Genomic DNA, 19,850 nt, shown 5'->3' on the forward strand with positions numbered 1-19,850 from the left:
ATAACCTTTTTATGGTAAAGGAAAGCTCAGACCGATCCATGAATTATTTTCTGATCGGATACTTTTTGCTCGGTCTGCTTTTGGCCGGATTTTATGATACCTGGTTTATTGCATTTGGGGTGGGAGGTATCCTGATGATCGCCTATTATTCTACCAAGTGGCTATTGCCTGCGTCGGACCTTTATCAGTATGTACTGAGTGCCGTGCTGGGTATTTATATGGCGCAGTTTATTTACCAGATGCATGGATTGTTTGAGATGCATTTTTTTGCATTTATAGGTAGTGCACTGCTGATCACATACCGCAAATGGCAATTGCAAATTCCGATGATGCTGGTTGTGCTGATACATCACGCAGTTTTTGGCTTTTTGCAGAACTCAGGTTATACGGAAGTATATTTTACACGGCTCGAATATTTTGACCTGATGACTTTTGTCATTCATATTTTGCTGGCTGCAGTGATATTTTTCATTTGCGGGCTGTGGGCTTACACCATGAAAAAATCTGTGGAATTTCAACTGGGACAGTCTGCTAAAATGGCAGAATTGGAAAAAGAAGCTGCACTTTCACTGGAACGGAAACGTAACGAAATTATTCAGAAAGAGGCCAATGTCAGACTACTGGCAGCCAATACTGAACTTGAATATGCGCGCAATGAAGCAGAAAAGGCCAATCAGGCAAAAAGCGTTTTTCTTGCCACGATGAGTCACGAGATCCGTACACCGATGAATGGAGTGATTGGCATGGCGGCTTTGCTGCAGGAAACAAATTTGTCCGACGAGCAACGTGTATTTACCGAAACAATTGTGAATTGCGGCGATCAGCTTATCAATGTAATCAACGATATTCTCGACTTTTCAAAGATTGAGTCTGGTAGTATGGAACTGGAAAATGAGGATTTCAATCTGAGGCAATGCATTGAGGATGTGCTGGATATTTTCGGAGCTAGGGCCACAGCTGCAGGACTGGATCTGATTTATCATATCGAAGAAAATGTCCCGTTACAAATCGTAGGAGATTCACTCAGACTCAGACAGGTACTAATCAATCTGGTGGGTAATGCGATGAAATTCACCGAAAAAGGGGAAGTGTGTCTCTTTGTTACGAAGGAGGACGTAGGAAATGCGAATGATTTGCGAATTAATTTCGCTGTTCGAGATACCGGCATTGGAATTCCTGACAGCAAACTGGATAAGCTTTTCAAAGCATTTTCTCAAGTGGACTCCACTACGACACGTAAGTATGGCGGAACAGGTCTTGGACTGGCTATTTCGGCCCGAATTGTTGAACTTATGGGCGGCGATATTTCGGTGGTCAGTGAGCCGGGCGCGGGTTCAACGTTTTCTTTCACTGTAAAAACGAGTAAAGGCATCAAAATTCTGGCTCCCTATGTCCATTATAGTATGGAAGGCCAGGAAGGCAAGCAAATTCTGGTTGTGGACGACAACCTGACTAACCTTACCATTCTGAAAAGGCAATTTGAAATATGGAAACTTCGGCCAATTCTTGCTGAGTCGGGTCAGCAGGCGCTTGATTTGCTGTCCACTAATCCCAAAGTCGATCTGGTAATTACCGATATGCAAATGCCGGAAATGGATGGGGTTAAGCTCGCGGAAGTGATTCGCTCACGGCATCCCAATTTGCCGGTGATCCTGCTTAGCTCTATTGGTCAGGAGCTAAAAGAAGTGCATCGCAGACTTTTTGTTTCAGCCCTTACCAAGCCAACCCGTCAACACGAGCTGAGCAAGCATATATTAAATGCTTTACAAACCCACGCGGCTGTGGTGATCCATAAAACAGCTTCTGGCAAGATGACTGCTGAGTTTGGGAAAAGCTATCCTTTAACGCTTCTTGTAGCAGAAGATAATCCTGTCAATCAGCTTGTTGCGAAGAGTATGCTGACCAGGCTTGGCTATCAGCCTGATATTGTCTCCGACGGACAGCAGGCGTTGGATGCAATCGGTAAAAAGGAATATGATCTGATTCTGATGGATATGCAGATGCCGGTGCTGGACGGGCTGGAGGCAACCTCCGCTATACGTAAAAACAAAGGAAAACAGCCTGTTATTATTGCGCTGACTGCCAACGCCCTGAGCGGAACAGAACAGCAGTGTCTGGATGCCGGAATGAATGATTATATCGCTAAACCAATACGCATCGAAGATCTGACAGGAAAATTGGAAAAGTGGTGGAAAATGATAGAGAAAGTGGTGAGTTGAATTGGTCTGTTCGATCAAACTTTTTACCAAATGGTAAATAAACCTCCCGGATTAATTTCGAAATTTACCCTATGAAAGAGTTCATAGATTATATCTTACAGTTTGGAAATCTTAATAAGCAGCAGACAGATCTCATTACGGGCAAAGCAAAAATGATCGAACTTCACAAGGACGAATATTTTTCCGAAGCCGGAAAAATACCAAGGCAGGTTGGATTTATTCTCGAAGGTGTCGTTCGTTTCTGCTATTACAACAACAAAGGCGAAGAAATCACGCATCACTTTATTGAAGAAAATAATTTTGTTTCGGATCAACAAAAGTTTGAGGCGCAAGTAGTAGCGTCGGAATATATACAGGCAGTTACCGACTGCAAAATGCTCGTTTTTTCAAAGAAGGATTGGGACGACATCGGAAATACAATTGTTGGCTGGGATGCCATTACAGGTCTGATATTAAAAAATTGTTTATTAAAAACGATCGAAAGAAGAAGCCCGCTGGTTTCAGAAGATGCTACCACCCGTTATTTATCGTTCATTGAACATTTCCCCGGTCTTGTCAACCGCATTCCGCTTTCTCATATCGCTTCTTACCTTGGGATCACCCAGCAATCATTCAGCAGAATTAGACGAAATATTCGTTGAAATCGCTTTTTACCATTTGGTAAATGACCGCCCTTTTTAGATACCGACATTTGTATCATTAATTCAATTCACAGAAAAATGAGCAAAAAAGTCGTATTAATAACAGGAACAAATAGCGGGTTTGGATGGCTTACAGCCATTAGTGTTGCCGCGTTGGGGCATAAAGTTTATGCTACTATGAGAGATACTCGTGGAAAAAATGCTGATAAAGCAAAAGTGTTAGAAAATATAGAGAATGTAACCGTTCTGGATGTGAACCTGACCGATGATGCAAGTGTGGAAAGTGCGTTTGACACCATTATCACTACCGAAGGAAAAATTGATGTATTGGTAAACAATGCCGGTGTTACCATGTTTGGTGTGGCTGAAAGTGCTACTCCTGCTGATGTGCAGCGTGTTTTAGATGTCAATTTTCTTGCTCCCTGGAGAATGATGAAACTGGCATTACCATTTATGCGTAAACAATCTGATGGTTTGATTATCAATGTTTCGAGCGGATGGGGCAGGTTTGGTGCTCCTTTTTCAGCAGTGTATGCTGCTTCAAAGTTCGCGTTGGAAGGTTTGAGTGAAGGTATGCATTATGAATTACGGCCGTTTGGAGTTGATGTTGCCATTATTCAACCGGGCGCTTTTCCTACTGAAATGTCCCAAAAGGTTCAGGTAGGGTCCGACACCTCAGTTCTTGAGGATTATAAATTGATAAATGAATTTCCGGATAAAATGTTTAGCGCCATTGGTCAAATGTTTGAAACAGCAAAGCCTGATCCGCAGGATGTTGCAGATGCAGTCGTAAATCTTATTAATTTACCAAAATGGCAAAGGCCATTGAGAACAGTTGTTGACTCATCGACAGGCGAAATTATTAAAAGGGCCAACAACGCTGTAGCTGTGGAATATGAAAAAGTTTTGACGGAATTTGGTCTTGAAGAGCTTTTAGTGTAAAATGCCATGAGTATTAGTAAGATAAGTTTTTGGTAACGAACTATCGGCAGTGGCTTAGTAGGCTTTTGTCAAGGTTTTGACAACGGTCATCGAATCTAATCCACTGTCGTTTTTCCTTCGTTGTCAAATAACAAAGAGGGCCTTCTTTTTTGATAACCAAGATAGTGTGTTGTCAGATCCTGACAATTTAAAAGCGAAAGATATTTTAAGCACTTGTTCTCATTGCAGTATAGTATTTAACATACAGGCTCAGGCGTCAAATTGCCAACAGCCTGCAAAAGGGATCCAAAATAAGGTATGCTACAAAAATCACAATTCTAGTAAGTAAAGCCAGTATCTTTTCCCGAATCTGGCATCAAGTTCCCTGATTTTTTTGAATCCAAGTTTTTCATAAATATAACGGGCAGCATTCATTAATTCCGAGGTATGTAGGGCAATCGTTTGTTCGTTGGTTTTTATTGCATGATCAATACACATCCGGGTCAGAGCGGTTCCTATCCCGGCTCCTGCATATTCGATATTGACTCCTACCATTCTTAGATACGACCAATTCTCATCAAAAATATCCGTTGGATTACCACTAGGTATTAAAAACGCCATTCCCACAATACCGTCGTGGTGCTCACAAACAAAACAGGTAGATTTGTTTAGCAAATCAGGGTAGGTATTTTCTGCTGTCAGATATGCCTCCAATCTTTTCCAGTTACTGTCGGTTAATTGATCTTTCATTTGGCCAAAAGATTTCAGGCCAACTTCGATGAGCTTTTCGCTATCTGAACTCGTCGCAGTTCTGTAAGTGTACTTGGGCATGCTGCCTGGAGCGTAAATTTTGTTGAGCTTGTGAATAAAAATAATGTATCTGATTATGGATACCAATACGCGATTAAGCTACGATTGTCCGTTGTGAAGATAAAACATACTGAAGTATAGACGTTTTTTAATTCCTTCGTTTTCCATGGCAGATATGGTTCGATGTTAGTTGGTAAAGATAGCTGCTCGATTTAAAATCAGTTTGAAATTTCGGTTAATGTAAGGTGAGAAAGCTTATTCATTAAGCAAATCTGTTTCAGAAACTGTCATAGTTAAATATTCCTTCCGAAATTAGTTATGAATAAAAATAAACTAACAAGCAGCAACCCAGCTACCGGGGTATACAGCAGTCCAAGGATAAATAAGATTTGATGAGATTCCGACTTTCGTCTGGATCGCCTCAGGGAGTAAGAAACGGTAAGGCCCGTTACAGGAGCTATCCCCGCGACAGCCAGAAGACCAAGAAAAGCCATACCTGAATATTGCCAACTGAGTAAGTGTAAAATCAAGAGAATCAGCCCTCCATATATTCCGAATATCCAGAAAAGCTGCTTTACCGGAGGTTCTGCAACTTCGGTTTTCAGTTTATTACTCAGAAGTAAAAAGCCAGATAAACCAATAATGATTAGACACAAGTGAGCCAGAAGAGAAACGGTGGTGTCGAACATCCTCAGTTTTAGAAGTTATAAGTTTTGACATTCCTTTATTTACTTCTTTCTCTGTACGATCATTCAATATAATATTCAAGGATGATCCTGGAAGGGAAAGATATTTCGATTTCATTCGGATCGTTTTGTGAGAAGGTAAAATTCTAATTTTGTAAATGGTTGCTTAATTCAATCACTTCACACGTTGCCACTTTGGAACTGCCATTAATCATATAGCCCTTTGTGCCGATGCTAAGCTCCTGTTTGTGAATAGTAATAAAATCCCTATTAATTATCCACATCCTCGCAGTGCCGAAAGGTTCAATTGGAATCCATTTTCCCAGTATTAAAAAACCGGCAGGATCCTCAAACTCCGGCCAGATAATAAAACCTTGGCCTGGAAATTTTAGATTATCACGATATTGGAAATCCAGTCTGGCTCCCTGATACATTAACCTGCATGCTTCACCACTTGATGGTAAATACTGATAGCCAGTCGGATTATCCAGTGGTAAAAATTCATATTTGACACGAAAGTCACAACTCCGTCGAAAAATCTCATGATATGGCTGATAACTTTCCATTTCTTGGGTGAATAGTTTACTGGGTGTTTACAAACTTTTGTTGTCAAACTTTATCGGATTTTAAGACGAAACTTGTAATCTGAAACGAAAAATTACACCTAGCTCAGAATCTCAACTGGCTAATTTATTACAACAAGGACGGATGTCAAATGTCAGAACAATATTCAATTAAAGCCAGATTTATCTCGTGGAAAACAATATCTCCCGGCCATAGTAAGAATCAAGTGCAGCTAAATTATGGGATGTTATTACCATTGCTGCGCACCATGTTAACGCTATCTCACCCTATCGAATACCATTAACCGAAAAACAGCATGTCGGCTTTTGCATTCGGCTAACGGTGTCTCGAAGTGATCGGGGATTTCTTTTGTTTATCGGAGTGGGCATGCTTTTTGTATGTTTAGGTGCAACTATGTCGGTGATAGCCGGCATAAAAAATTTTATCACCACTTAAACAAGTCATTACCAATGAAAATTGCATCAACATTCCTGACCCTGGCAACCATAGCAATGTTATCAGGCTGTGGGTCCAAATCGACCGAGACAACAGACACAACTGAGTTTGCCGACAGTACTAACGAAGCAGTTGCCGACGATGCGGCTTCTGATTCGACAGCTGCCTTCGCCGAAGACGATGCTGAATTTGCAGTAGCAGCGGCAAATGGAGGTATGGCAGAAGTTGCACTAAGCAAAATTGCTGAAGAAAAAGCTACCGATCCGAAAGTGAAAGAATTTGCAAAACAAATGGTGACCGACCATTCAAAAGCAAATGATGAGCTAAAAACGTTGGCGGAAAGCAAAAGTATTACCTTGCCTTCGGCACCAAATGAAGAAAAGCAAAAAGCGGCTGCCGATCTTGGCGGTAAAAGTGGAAGTGATTTTGACAAAGCCTACATATCGCAAATGAAAAAAGATCACGATCAAACTGTAAAACTTTTTGAAGATGCCCAGAAAGAAGTGAAAGATGCCGGCCTTAAAGCTTTTATCGACAAGACTTTGCCTGTGGTCAAAGCGCATGCTGAACATGTAAAAAGTCTTGATAAGACTAATTAATAAAACGATAGTTTTTGAAGCTGGTCGTCACCAATTGTGATGGCCAGCTTTTTTTGATTGAAGCAATCCAAACCGGATTAAAATCCTTCCTTCCATTTTTGTGCAATGGCTATTGCGGTCTGAATCATGCCGGATTCCCATTTTTCAACTTCCCAATCAGAATCTCTAAGGCTGGATTTTGATAGCAGATGGCGGGCATTTTCCTGATCGACAGCCGTTTCCAGGATGTTTGAAAGTTGTAGTTGCTGGTTATAAAACGAAAGATCTTCAAGGGGAACCGGATGCGGTATAATGGTTTGATATGGTCTAAAATCATTAACCGGGTTATTGTAAAATTGGAACGCAGATTCTTTGACAATAGCGTCCATTTTTAGAAAATCCTTCCGAAATGCCTTACGCTTTTGCTCCGAATCCAGGGCCGTTCCAAGTTGTTCCAAAACAACATATTTTAGATTTTTACATCTGGGAATCACTGCCGATAGAATCCGGAAAACTTCTTCCGGCACGGCATCATCGTGCGTATCCCGCCTGATCGGTTTTCCTGTACGTGTCAATTGTTTGTCCCAGCTTCCGCCCGAAATATGAATTTCACGCACTCTGCCCAGTGGATATAAATCGATGATATTTTGGTAGTCCACATCAAAGTTGTGAATTTGACAATAAAGGTTGTGAAGATCAAGGATGATAAAGCCATTAATGCTTTCGACCAGTTTTCCAATAAAATCCCCCTGTTTTTTAACTTCGTCGATAGAGTAGGCAAACGCAAGGTTCTCCAATCCAACGGGACAATTACAGGCATCCTGTATTCTGTGAAGGCGATCAATACCTAAAGACATAGTGCCTGCAGTGAGCGGGATGCTCATAGGCGCGCCTTTGTGAAAGTTCTCACCGGTCATAAAACCAAAATGCTCTGTAATATGATCAAACCGGTATTTTTCAGCCAATACCTTCAACTTTTTCAGCCAATCATGTTGTTCAGGCATCCACTTTCCCGAGAAAAGCGAGAAATAAACGCCATGCCCGACTAACCTGTTATGGCTGCTGAATTCCAGAATCAGATTGTTAAACCAGAGAGGCAGCTCATCATTTTTGAATAAAGCGTCAAATGACCATTCAATAGCTTCGATCTGATCACTTTCAAATAGGGGCAATGATGCCAACAGGATATTGGCATCAAGGTTACAGGCTACGGAAGAAAAGATTGTGGACATGTTTCCGGTATCAGCCCATTCCGCAACCCGGGCACGGATCGACGTTTTTGGTTTTACTCCCTTTTTCCTTTTCAGGATTAATCAGCCCGCTTGTGCAGGAAACCACACTGCTTACGATAACGGCGGCAGCAACAGCCTGAATAACAGATTTGGAGATTTTCATAAGATGATAAGGTTATAGTTTTTTACATGACCTTATCATCGCCAGTTTAGTTGTAAACCTTTGGCAATTTATTTTCATCCTGTTTGGATCGTGCCGCTTTACGCCTTCACGCAAGTGGTTGGGTCAAAATACAAAAAGAGCACAAGCCAGAATCAAACCGTCTGCAGTCACACGATTGGTATCCTGAGCCTGTGCTCTCATTGGCATAATGCCAGTGTACAATTTAACGCCACCCAAGCCCGGGTGCTACATGTTCCAAAATCGAGGACAGCACATGTACGTTGTAATCGACTCCCAAAGTATTGGGTATTGTCAAAAGAACGGTATCCGCTTCCTGAATAGCTTCATCCTGGGCCAGTTCTTTGATGAGCTGATCCGGTTCCGCCGCATAGCTTCTACCAAAAATCGCGCGTTTGTCCTGTTCAATCATTCCGATTTTATCCCTGCGGTCGGCCTCCTGTCCAAAGTAATAGCGATCCTGGTCATTTACCAATGCGAAAACAGACCGGCTTACCGAAACCCTCGGCTCGCGCTGGTGTCCTGCTTTTTTCCAGGCTTCCTTGTACAACCTGATCTGCTCGGCCTGCTGTACATGAAAAGGCTTACCGCTTTCATCGTATTTCAAGGTGGAACTTTGAAGATACATGCCATTTTCGGCCGCCCAAACAGCAGTTGCATTAGAAGCAGCGCCCCACCAGATACGTTCCCGCAATCCTTCCGAATGTGGTTCCAAACGCAGCAATCCCGGGGGATTTGGAAACATCGGGTAGGGATTTGGCTGCGCAAATCCTTTTCCTTTTAATCTTTCCAGAAATTCCAGTGCCTTGCGGCGACCCATATCAGCGTCGGTTTCTCCCTCAGTTGGTTCATATCCAAAATGACGCCAGCCGTCAATTACCTGTTCCGGCGACCCTCTGCTGACACCCAGCTGCAATCGGCCTCCGGATATCAAGTCCGCAGCACCGGCATCTTCCACCATGTATGACGGATTCTCATAACGCATGTCAATTACACCCGTTCCAATTTCTATTTTGCTTGTTTTAACGCCAATAGCCGAAAGCAATGGAAACGGCGATGCCAACTGAGCTGCAAAATGATGGACACGAAAATAAGCACCGTCTAAACCAATTTCTTCGGCAGCCACAGCCAGGTCAATAGACTGCAGCAAGGTGTCACTTGCTGTCTGGGCTTTATACGCCGGATGGTTAGACCAATGCCCGAACGATAAAAATCCTATTTTTTTCATTAAGCGTATTTCAAGGTCCTTTTAGATTAGACAGATTAATTGGCTTTAAAAGTTCCTGGAAATACTTTGGAAAGAAGCATATCCTTTGGTTGGTATAAGCCCGGTGAGGGCGGGATGATACAAAAACGTTTGTAGAAATTGAGGATTCTGATTCAGCGAAACATACTTTCGTTACTTTATCTTTTCACGTAACCACGCTCTTACAGGTTCATCGTATAACTTTAAACTTATATAAGCCAGCACGATAGCGGCAGAAAATGTGAGCAGGGCGTATGGCCAGGCCTGCCATAATGAAATTCCCTTGTGATTGCTCACCCATGCCACGTAAAAGTAGACCAGCACATAATGCGTCATGTATAAGGGGTAAGAAATATCGCCCAGTAATCTGCAAATTTTCACTTCCACCTGGCTATGCACCACACCACTGGCACCGATGTATACGATCAGCGGAAAGACAATGATGATACAAAAAGATTCGTACAAACCATTCATCCAAAGATGTTCTGCACCGCCAATTCTTGGCATAACTAAAACGGCCGCGACCAGCAGGCTGCACCATAAAAAAGCATTTTTGACCCGGGTTGGCCGCGATACGCGCGATAAAAGCAAACCGGCAAAAAACGGGAATATCGTACGCGTTATTCCCACACGCATGTGTTCGGCATTTAGCGTCCAGCCACCGGTTACGTCTCCGTTGGTACTGGTGACAGCCAAATGCAAAAGGACAGCACCAGCCATAGCCACAAAACATGCCAGAGCTTTATCGGATAATTTTCTTATACCCAGGGCATAAAGAATGTTTGCGATATACTCGAAAAATAAAGACCAGCCAACACTGTTAAGCGGGTGCATTTCCTGCCAGCCGCGTATATCCATAGACAGTGGAACAGGTAAAATCGTCCATCCAATGATCATCACGACGAGCAGCTTCCATAGCGGAACTGTGTGGATAAGCGGCCATATCGTAGAGTCTGTAAAGTAAAAGCCGATGGCACCGAGCGTCATGCCCAATACAACAAGTGGCTGCAGCCGCTCGAACCTGCGCCTAAGAAAACCGCTGATGGTTAATTTGTCCCATCTGTCGTTGTAAGCATAACCAATTACAAAGCCGGACAATAAAAAGAAAAAATCAACAGCCAGGTAACCATGATTTACAACATTAGTCAGCCGGCTACTGGCAAGCGGCTCGGTAAGATGAAAAAAAACCACAATAATAGCCGCCACACCCCGCAGTCCGTCTAAAATTTGATAATGCGGCTTAGTGCTTAGTTTGTTGTTGTCCATTGACGGCGGGTAATCTGGTAGTCTAAGTTTTCTTTGGTGGTGGCTAATATATTTAATTTCCTTTATACTGTTCGGTTTTTTGTTAGGGTAGTGGGACTGAGAAGAGTGGGTTCTAATATTTGGAAACGTTGAGTTGCGATGTTAACTACTTTATTAATTTGGTTTGCCACTTTAAGATTGTAATTTTTATGATCAATCTGATTTGGAACACCAGAATATTGCCTGCAAAGCTGCAACGTATCCGGCGTTAAGTTTGACGCTTAAGAAGGGTGGCAATTCATTTAAGGTTAACCACTGGTCTGACTTTCAGGGCTAGTCATCAACACGTGGTCATGTGAAAATAAAATAGGTTTGTCGGATATAGGATTCCTGTATTTAACACTTAAAAATGTTAGTATATTTTGAGTGCGGAGTCTATACGGCGGGATAAATGAGTGGTTAGAGAAAGAAAAAGCGCAGTAATACCGAAGACACATATTAAATAGTTCCGCCTGATTCGTTAAGATTTCAGGGTTGAATCAGGCGGAATAAAGTCTTTTTTTGCATATTTATCAGTAACTCATTTTAGATAGTCCAGCTTTTTTTCCAGCTCCGCATAGTGTTCCTTAAATGACACGGGCAAATTTACCGGATCAATTAAAGTTGTGTCGTCCTCACCTTCTGCTTCCACGTATTGATTAAAACCATCGGCTACCGTTTTAGATGGCTTCTTTTTCTTGAGCAAATCTTTCATTTTCCTCCATTGCTCTGGGGTAAGATCAAGGTCAATTTCGGCCCTCTGAGGTTTCCCAATCAGTCCGCCGCTTTTTGTGAGTATTATTTTCATCTCAGATTTGGATAAGTTATTATTACTTTACTTCCGCTGCATCCCAGCCTTCGCCCACCGCCTTATACACCTGCGATGCTTTACCAAATAACAGTTCAGCCTTTGTTAATGTAGCATTTCTTGCATCTAAAAATTTGGAATTCTTTTTCATTAATATTTTATCGGTCATCGCTGCATACCATACCTTACCCAATTTGTCCCAGCTATTTCCTCCGCAATTAAAAGCGGCCACGTAAAACGCAAAATTAGGAATCCCCGAGTTGTAATGCACGCCACCATTATCCTGATGCTGCGACATATTAATGTAATCGCTCATCACGGCAACCTGTGGATCGTCGCCAATCCCGGGGTGATTTTTATAACCTGAACCGGGCTCTTTCATGGAACGCAGGGCGTATTCATCCCCGAGCAGAATATTTTGACCTATAAGCCAATTTGATTTTTTCACGCTCTCTTTTTTTGCACGTTGTTTTACCATGATGCCAAAAACATCAGCGAACGACTCATTAAGTGCACCGCTCTCAAACTTATACTCCAGTTTGGCGCTGTAATCGATCACACCATGGGTAAGTTCATGTGCAATGATATCAATATCCCTGGTGAAGCTATCGAAAAATATGGTATCTCCATCTCCGTAGATCATTTGCTCACCATCCCAGATCGCGTTTGAAAACGGCTTTCTCGGATCTTCCCGGTAATGAATGCATTGTGTCAGCGGCATGCCGATCCCATCTATCGAATTTCTTTTGAACAGGTCGTAATAAAATTTCCATGTCTGAGTCGCGCCATTCAGCACATTTTTGGCATCTTTATCCTTGGGCGCAGGATCGCCGTCCTTCCAGATTAACTCACCTGGCGTTATGGGTAGGCCGCCAGCATCGTAAATTAAATGTTTAGGTTTTGGTAAAACGCCCTCCAAATCTGTGTCACCGGATACCGTTCGCAAAAAACCTGCTTTACCCTTTTTTGTCATTTCATTTAAGGATGCTCTTTTGCTTCTGAACCGGGCAGTTGCCTGTGCTGTCAGTACGATCTGATCGCCAAGGTCAGAATTGTTTGTCTGATCAATTTTTTCAAGAATATAGGGAGGTAAAATACAGTTCACCGGATTTCTGCGGTTATTACACATAGTATTGTTGTTTAATAATTATAGTTCGATTAGTCACACGCACCCATTTACTTAATCACATTCCTCTATTTTTAGAATGATCCAAATCAACATTATCGACGGGAATCCATTCAATTAAATACGATGTCAAAATATTCACTGTACAACGTTTACCTCAATCGAAATCCCCCCAACAATTTTTTTGCTATCGGATGTAGTCTGCAGCAGATCAAAGAGCAAAGGTCCGTCGTGACGGATGGCAGAGGGTAATTTTATTTTCAGATACAGTAATAAACTATCCTTTTTCTTTAAGGGAAAACTGAGTGTACTGATATGTTCAGGAGCAAAGTGCATTTCGTAACTTGAATTCGGAAACCCGATTTCAATCCTGTCGCTGTGATTTGTCCTCACCGAAAAATCCGGTTCATGTTCATGAGGAACTTCGCCGGTTGATGAAGGAAGGGTATCAGGGCGAAAATGTGTCCAGGGCTGCAGCGAACTAAAATTTGAGAATATCTTAGAATTGTGGATTATACTTACTTCAAGTTTGGGAAACAACGGAGGTCTTATCAGTTGCAGCTTAAAATTTGTGGCCTTGATCAAAAGATTATAGCCAACCATGAAGGGGATCAAAACAAACCCGTTTGGTTTAACGTCGACTATGGTCACATTCTTTTGGGCCAGATTATTACTTTCCCACACGTGGCTTCCACTAACGGTTGCATCTCCACGGGTTAGTGCTGCTACAACGATGCATGCATGGGAATTTGCGGGTAATACATACTTTTTCTTCCATCTTATTTTTACGACCTGGCTCGATCCGGGTAATAAATTAAAACCCACAGCGACGTCCAGGCATGGCAAAAAGTCATCCGGATACGTAAATTGAGTGCCCGCATAATGTTTCACATTGAAAGCGACGGCAAAATGTTTAATAACCTGCACGGCACTTTTATTGCGCACACGCGCATAGATCCAATTATCCTGCCCGAATTCCGGCGATTGATGTGTTAAACCATCGTCGTCTTTATTACGAACCCAAATGTCCGGCGAGTTCCAGAAACGGCCCGTTAATAAATTATTCCCCAATACATCTGTTGTATCATCCTTCAACCAGATATCAGGTGTACTGACGGGGTCGCCAATCCCATAGATAAATTTGTGAAATGCATCAACAATGGTCGCATTACCCGACTTTGCCAACAGGTATGACTCGATCTGTGTGGTTGACACAAGCGTACTTTTATATTTGACGTAAAAGCTTTTCATCAGGGATCTGAGCGCTATATTTCCTATCAATGCCGAAATCCCTTTCCAGAATGTATTACCTGCGTCGTAGGATCCCGGCGCTGTAATGCGAATCCATGGATTTCGGGGGCATAATTCAACCGGTGCATTGGCAAAATTAAAGGGAAATGAAAGATTACCTCCGCCGCCGTCATAGTAGGTTGTCCACGCCTCATCCCACCAGGCATCAGGCTGAGAACTTGGTTTGATCCCCCTGGCCCACCAGCTATGAAAAACTTCGTGGCTCAAACTTCCCGGTGATGTGGTTGTTGCTCCGTCATATTCCATACCACCAGTGTTCAGGAATACCGTGAACCGGTTTCCATGGGAGTATGGGCCAAAGTTATTTTCGTTGCCAATAAGACGCGATTTCACAGCAGCCAGTTGCGTTGCAAGATCAAGAGCCGAAGTGGCCGGTTTCCAGGCCGTTATGGTAACGGTTTGGCCACTCACCGGCAAAAGAACCGTGTCGGACTGACACGTTAGGGTATCCGCAGGCCTTATTTCCAGCAAGGTGGATAGCGCGGTGCTCGTAGTCGGAAAGCTTATTTTCCAGTTGTTGAAGCCCAGGCTTGTAACTATTCCGTTGGTAATAACACTGTGACTTACTGTGCTATTGACAAGCCTTACATTAATTTCAATGGAATATTGGTCGTAGACCAGATTGGCAGGCGCGAAAGATTCCAGGTACCGGCCAGCGCCAAGATCGGTAAATCCAAAATTAAACACCAACCTGTTACCGGTGAAGTCTACATGTGGCTGGTAAGATCCGGCCGTTGATGCATCAGGAATACCGATATTGTATTTAAGCCTGAGTTTGTGAGCAGAATTGGCTGGCAGAGTCTGTTTCAAAACCTTCATGCCCGCATTTGCGCCACCTCCGAAATCAGCTGTAAATATTTTATTGAGCGGTGTGGCGACCAGACTATCATCTTCAAATATTTCGGTAATGGTCTGCCTGAGATCGAAAATCGGGCAGCCGCTGACGCTGCCGGTTAAGTATTTTATAAAGGCATCACCCTTTGCTGTATGGTTTGACAAATCAAAAACCATGTTCGCTTCGATATGACTGATATCGATTGGGACGCACATCATGCCACTATTCAAAGTAGCTGGTGGAGCTAAGTGAAAATTTGTTGCCATACTGTGGATGTTTTGCTGGTTAAATTAATGAAGCCGGCAGGGATTTATCTTTGGGATTATTTGACCTGCTGACAACTGATCTGAAAGCCAAACAATCCCAAGGCAAATTTTCAATTACTTCTTAACCATCTTCTTCTCAATAGGAATATAGGCCTGCGCTGAGTTAGACGAATACAATTTATTCATCGCTTTTGCCACCGCATGACCAGCATCAATGTCGATGACCTTGGCAATCCGCTTCGAAGCTTCGGTCAAATGATATGCCTGGCCACCCAGCGCGACGAACATTCCAACTTCATCGTTCATCATCAGACTGGCCACTTCATTGTCCTTTTCTGTTACGGGGTAGTCTACCCACACCTCCTTTGACGCCGAAAGCGCAGTATGGACTCCCTTATCATTCCAGCCAATAAAGATGTTGACAATGTGTTTGCCAGGTTTTGTAAAAGCAAAGCCTTTGCTTCCCCAAAACAAATTGGTAGCGGCAGCCAGCTTTTTTTTGTCGGGCAGAGGTTTGATCGAAATATGCTCACACTCGATGACAAAACTTGGAATTTCGGTTTCATTACCATCCGGATCTATAACCGAAATATTCACCAGTTCAGTAATGTGGCTGATGTCCGACGGAATATTTATTTCCTGGCCCGAATTATTCGTTGCCTCCCAGGCTAGCAGCAATGGCTCGCCTATTTTGATCCTGTCAGACTGTGCCTTGACGACAAATGAAACATGCCGTGCATCGAGCACTTCGTAGTCGGAAGCCTGCGGGGCAAAAGTATTGTGCCCCGCACCAAAGTTAAGCCCTCCGGGCCGTACCACCACGTCGGGGAAATGTATCAGATGCTGCCGGCAATGTTCGTTGAAACCAAGGTGTATGTGGTCGGGAAATACACCTGCAGCTCCTGATGCCGGTCCACCCAATACGTCGGCAACACTTGGCGTAGTGGTCATAATTGAATTGTCTGCGCCGCCTTCTCCCTCCTGGTGGATCATATTACACGCATGTCCCAGTTCATGGGCAGCACTTCTGATGTAAGCCCTTGGTACGTTACGTTGTTTTTTATTCGCTGCTGTACCAAAATTAGAAGAGTGGCCGGTTGGGTAACCGTCGTCAGAGTAACTCACAACCCCTTCTCTGTGTGCACCTATTGAATCATACATTTTCCCCCTTGAGCAACCCAAATTACCCGGGACTACCATCATGTGGTATCTCCATTCTGCATCTAGACTGGCTGCGGGACTTTTCACAACGGCCATCAAAGCATGTAATGTTGCATCTGGCCAGCAGTTAGTTGGTGTTACCCCGGCCGGTACCGCCACATTTAAGTCATTGTAGATGGGGGTCATTTCCCAGCCAACGGTCTTGAAAATTGTTTTGAAACTCTCCTCGGCAGCTGTTCCCGGATTTACGGGCACGGGTGGCACTGAGCCCACCAGAGTATCAATCTCGACAACTGCTCTGCGGTAGTATTCTGATACCCATTCCAACGTCACAGCCCCTTTGTTAACTGCCCCTTCGTATAAATTGCCTGTGAATGTGTTTGCGTCTACTCCCTTCTTTACGATTATTTTAATTGTGCGGGACTTAGCGTTGTTGAAAGTGCCGTTGAAACTGGGTGCTACCGGCTTATTGTATACATACTCATCCAGTGTAATGGTCATCTGGCAAGTTGCGCTAAATACAGACGATTTCGCAAAGCCCGTGCCTTTCAGATACGAATAATATTTTGTGCGGGAGTAAATTGGAATCGCTGTCGGGGCATCGGCAGCTGCATCATTGCCTTGTACGACTACAGGAAATGGGAAAGGCAGTATGTTACTGAATTTGTACAAATCTCCGCTGATCCGCTTGCCGCCGCCCGTATTTTCTACCCGAATTGTTCCCAGGTAATAAGGAGTCAGGATCAACGGCGAGGCTGGTGTGTATTTAATTTTATAACATCCGGCTTTCAGATCGATGAAACAAAGCTGTGTGGGAACAGGAAAAGGCGTTGTCGGGAGCTGGGGTAGTTGCGGAGACAATGGCGGGTTAAACGGCCCTTCGGGATTTGGCGTTAACCCTTGTGTTTCGTCGTCAGGAATTAAATCGGCAATTGGAACCATGTTGTGCGTTTTCATTTCTATAACCAGATAAATTGTTGTTTTCCTACTCTGTTTCGGGCTTTTCGGAGTACGCCATATTAATGTGTTTTCTCTTTTTTAGTCGCTTAAGCATACGAAACAGACACACTCCTGATTGAAAAAAACACAGGTCAAAAAGACACAGGATCAAATTTCTGTTTAGCTTAAAGCACATAGATCTTCCCTATACCGATATTGCCGGTAACTACGGTTACATCTTATTTTTATTAAAGAATAGCGGGTTTTATTAAAGAATAGCGGGCCGGTGAATGTGGCAGTAAATGACTTAAATTAATAAAGCTGAGACAAGACAATCTTATTTAACGGCAATAAAAAAATATTGATATAGGTATGTAAAATCACGATTTATGAATAATATTTGGCTATTTTGAGGTTAAAAACGTGAATTGAGCCTTTGCCTACCGGATACATTCCGCCTGTGCTTGTTCAGGCAAAGTTTTAGGTCCTAAGTAGATAAATCAACTGTACTATCGCCTGTGCAAGAAGAATTGGAGGTACTTTATCTTTCACCTAGGCGTGAAGTGCATTCCGCACAATCAGTATTTTGTAGTGACTGACAAATTTATTCCGGAGCACTGCATCTTTGAAAATTCTGCATTATAATTTCTACAATTATATTGGTGCTCTGCCAAAAAGGTGCAGCGCACTGCAATATTTGTAGTGAAATATATAAATAAAAGTACAGAACGTACAGTGCACCTAATCTGCCTCCGACCGAAATACCATGGATAGCAAACTGAGTCAACTGTGATACTTCCCAAACAGGTATCTTTCCTCTGAACTTTTCAGCACACAAACCTGAACGTTTCGACAAACTACGCCTTGCACGCCCGAATTACCTTTGCACTATAACTTTATGGAAATGAAAAAGACAGTTTTAGTTACGGGTGCTTCGGCGGGAATTGGCAGAGCAACGGCAATTTATTTGGCACAGAATGGCTACCATGTTTATGGTGCAGCACGCAGGTTGGAAAACATGGAGGATCTTAAAGCTTACGGTATCCGAGCTATTACGTTGGACATTACAAAAGATGAAAGTGTATTGGATTGTGTAAATCAGATTTTGGAAGAAGCGGGAAGTGTTGATATTTTGGTGAACAATGCAGGTTTTGGCTCTTATGGGGCGATTGAAGATGTTTCTATAGACGACGCGCGATATCAGTTGGAAGTTAACGTATTCGGTGCAATGAGGGTGACGCAGCTGGTTTTGCCTAAAATGCGGGAAAATAAATATGGCAGGATTGTGAACATTTCGTCTGTTGGTGGTAAAATTGTTTTTCCATTAGGTGGCTGGTATCACGCAACCAAGTTTGCGTTGGAAGCGTTAAGCGACAGTATGAGAAATGAAGTCAGAGAATTTGGTATTGACGTCATCGTTGTGGAGCCGGGCGCCACTAACTCGGAATGGGGGAATATTGCTACGGATAGTTTGTTAAAGGTCTCGGGAAATACAGCCTATAAAGACCTGGCGATCAAAACGAATAAGGTGTTCGCCGAGTTAGCGGGCAATGTCGTGGAGCCAATCGTTGTAGCAAAACTGATCAAAAAGGGAATTGAGGCAAAAAATCCAAAAACACGATATACAACCAATCAACTGGCCTCAACGGTTTTGTTGCTCCTTAGAGGGATTTTATCCGATAAGCTGATGGATAAATTAATTATGAGTCAAATAAAATAACCAACTATGGAAGACAACTTGATTCTTCAGCATAATATCCTGTATTCCTGTGGTTATCAAAAATTACAGAGCACCGAACATTACTTCCCCGAGCACGCTCTGGGAATAATGCTTTCCGGAGAATCACTTTATTATACAAATAAGGAAACATTTGTATTAAAAGAAGGTTCAATTTGCATTATGCGTAGAAATCAGTTATTTAAAAAGTTAAAAAGGCCTGGTCCAAATGGTAAACCAGTTACTTTAATCAGCATATTTCTTGACCAAAAATCCCTACAAGAATACGCAGCAGAAAATAATATCTTGAAGCAAAGTTCGTATAAAGATACTCCTATGATTGACCTGAAGGGAAATGTGTTTTTAAAAGGATTTTTTGATTCATTGCTGCCATATATTGACAACCCGAAAAAATTTACTGTAAAACTTGCGGAGCTTAAAACCCGTGAAGCTATTGAGTTATTGCTCCAGACAAGTGAAGTTTTCCAAAACTTTCTGTTTGATTTTCAGGAACCGCATAAGATAGATTTGGAGGCTTATATGAATCATAATTACAAGTATAACATTCCGCTTTCATCATTTGCCAAACTCGCCGGACGTAGCCTTTCCTCATTTAAAAGGGATTTTACAAAGATATTTGAAACAACACCCGAAAAGTGGTTACAACAAAAGCGTCTGGAGCAAGCTCATTATCTCATTTCAAAGAAAAAACTGCGTCCGTCAGAAGTGTATCTGGAAGTCGGGTTTGAAAACTTCTCACACTTTTCATTCGCGTTCAAAAAACTATTCGGCCTGACGCCAACGGAGTTGATACATAAAAGAAAAATACAGACCTACGATCAGGTAACGTAGGCGGAATTCGGAAAGAA

Annotated in this window: 16 protein-coding genes; 6 read left to right on the forward strand and 10 right to left on the reverse strand. The window is 42.7% G+C overall.

What is annotated here, in order from left to right; genetic code table 11:
• Positions 1 to 11 precede the first annotated feature (11 nt).
• The 3 genes from E0F88_RS05435 to E0F88_RS05445 all read left to right on the forward strand — a co-directional run bounded on the left by E0F88_RS05435 (position 12) and on the right by E0F88_RS05445 (position 3,802).
• On the forward strand, positions 12 to 2,219 hold the full coding sequence (locus tag E0F88_RS05435) for a response regulator (RefSeq protein ID WP_131957150.1): 2,208 nt from the start codon (positions 12 to 14) through the stop codon (positions 2,217 to 2,219).
• Between the two features lie 71 nt (positions 2,220 to 2,290).
• Complete coding sequence (locus tag E0F88_RS05440) at positions 2,291 to 2,860, forward strand: Crp/Fnr family transcriptional regulator (protein ID WP_131957152.1); 570 nt, start codon at positions 2,291 to 2,293, stop codon at positions 2,858 to 2,860.
• A 78-nt stretch (positions 2,861 to 2,938) separates the two neighbouring features.
• Positions 2,939 to 3,802 (forward strand): SDR family oxidoreductase, encoded by an 864-nt coding sequence (locus E0F88_RS05445; RefSeq protein WP_131957154.1) that lies wholly within the window; start codon positions 2,939 to 2,941, stop codon positions 3,800 to 3,802.
• 309 nt (positions 3,803 to 4,111) lie between these two features.
• Here E0F88_RS05445 and E0F88_RS05450 read toward each other — a convergent pair whose 3' ends face one another.
• Together E0F88_RS05450 and E0F88_RS05455 are read right to left on the reverse strand one after the other, a co-directional pair.
• Entirely contained in the window at positions 4,112 to 4,612 is a 501-nt protein-coding gene (locus E0F88_RS05450; protein ID WP_131957155.1) for a GNAT family N-acetyltransferase, read from the reverse strand.
• An 811-nt stretch (positions 4,613 to 5,423) separates the two neighbouring features.
• A complete protein-coding gene (locus E0F88_RS05455) occupies positions 5,424 to 5,843 on the reverse strand; it encodes a hypothetical protein (RefSeq protein ID WP_131957157.1) in 420 nt (139 codons plus the stop codon).
• A gap of 468 nt (positions 5,844 to 6,311) precedes the next feature.
• On the opposite strand from E0F88_RS05455, the gene E0F88_RS05460 reads away from it, so the two are divergent.
• Positions 6,312 to 6,896 (forward strand): DUF4142 domain-containing protein, encoded by a 585-nt coding sequence (locus E0F88_RS05460; RefSeq protein ID WP_131957159.1) that lies wholly within the window; start codon positions 6,312 to 6,314, stop codon positions 6,894 to 6,896.
• Positions 6,897 to 6,973: 77 nt separating this feature from the next.
• On the opposite strand, the gene E0F88_RS05465 is transcribed toward E0F88_RS05460, so the two are convergent.
• From E0F88_RS05465 to E0F88_RS05495, 8 genes are all read right to left on the reverse strand, one after another.
• Complete coding sequence (locus E0F88_RS05465; RefSeq protein ID WP_131957160.1) at positions 6,974 to 8,107, reverse strand: multinuclear nonheme iron-dependent oxidase; 1,134 nt, start codon at positions 8,105 to 8,107, stop codon at positions 6,974 to 6,976.
• Positions 8,108 to 8,117: 10 nt separating this feature from the next.
• A complete protein-coding gene (locus E0F88_RS33600) occupies positions 8,118 to 8,270 on the reverse strand; it encodes a chryseobasin-related MNIO class RiPP peptide (protein ID WP_165940000.1) in 153 nt (50 codons plus the stop codon).
• Between the two features lie 223 nt (positions 8,271 to 8,493).
• Positions 8,494 to 9,516, reverse strand: coding sequence for an LLM class flavin-dependent oxidoreductase (locus tag E0F88_RS05470; protein ID WP_131957161.1), 1,023 nt, complete (start codon positions 9,514 to 9,516; stop codon positions 8,494 to 8,496).
• A 171-nt stretch (positions 9,517 to 9,687) separates the two neighbouring features.
• On the reverse strand, positions 9,688 to 10,800 hold the full coding sequence (locus E0F88_RS05475; RefSeq protein WP_131957163.1) for an acyltransferase family protein: 1,113 nt from the start codon (positions 10,798 to 10,800) through the stop codon (positions 9,688 to 9,690).
• A gap of 559 nt (positions 10,801 to 11,359) precedes the next feature.
• Positions 11,360 to 11,626 (reverse strand): hypothetical protein, encoded by a 267-nt coding sequence (locus E0F88_RS05480; RefSeq protein ID WP_131957165.1) that lies wholly within the window; start codon positions 11,624 to 11,626, stop codon positions 11,360 to 11,362.
• 22 nt (positions 11,627 to 11,648) lie between these two features.
• Positions 11,649 to 12,755, reverse strand: a complete 1,107-nt coding sequence (locus tag E0F88_RS05485) for a M4 family metallopeptidase (protein ID WP_131957167.1) — start codon at positions 12,753 to 12,755, stop codon at positions 11,649 to 11,651.
• 135 nt (positions 12,756 to 12,890) lie between these two features.
• Positions 12,891 to 15,164 (reverse strand): gluzincin family metallopeptidase, encoded by a 2,274-nt coding sequence (locus tag E0F88_RS05490; protein WP_131957169.1) that lies wholly within the window; start codon positions 15,162 to 15,164, stop codon positions 12,891 to 12,893.
• 114 nt (positions 15,165 to 15,278) lie between these two features.
• Positions 15,279 to 17,282 (reverse strand): hypothetical protein, encoded by a 2,004-nt coding sequence (locus E0F88_RS05495; protein WP_131957171.1) that lies wholly within the window; start codon positions 17,280 to 17,282, stop codon positions 15,279 to 15,281.
• Positions 17,283 to 18,168: 886 nt separating this feature from the next.
• On the opposite strand from E0F88_RS05495, the gene E0F88_RS05500 reads away from it, so the two are divergent.
• Together E0F88_RS05500 and E0F88_RS05505 are read left to right on the forward strand one after the other, a co-directional pair.
• Complete coding sequence (locus tag E0F88_RS05500) at positions 18,169 to 18,984, forward strand: oxidoreductase (RefSeq protein WP_131957173.1); 816 nt, start codon at positions 18,169 to 18,171, stop codon at positions 18,982 to 18,984.
• A gap of 6 nt (positions 18,985 to 18,990) precedes the next feature.
• Positions 18,991 to 19,833: a helix-turn-helix domain-containing protein gene (locus E0F88_RS05505; protein WP_131957175.1), complete on the forward strand. Its 843-nt coding sequence runs from the start codon at positions 18,991 to 18,993 to the stop codon at positions 19,831 to 19,833.
• The last annotated feature ends 17 nt before the right edge of the window (positions 19,834 to 19,850 follow it).

The organism is Dyadobacter psychrotolerans, from assembly GCF_004349265.1.
Lineage (GTDB): Bacteria > Bacteroidota > Bacteroidia > Cytophagales > Spirosomataceae > Dyadobacter > Dyadobacter psychrotolerans.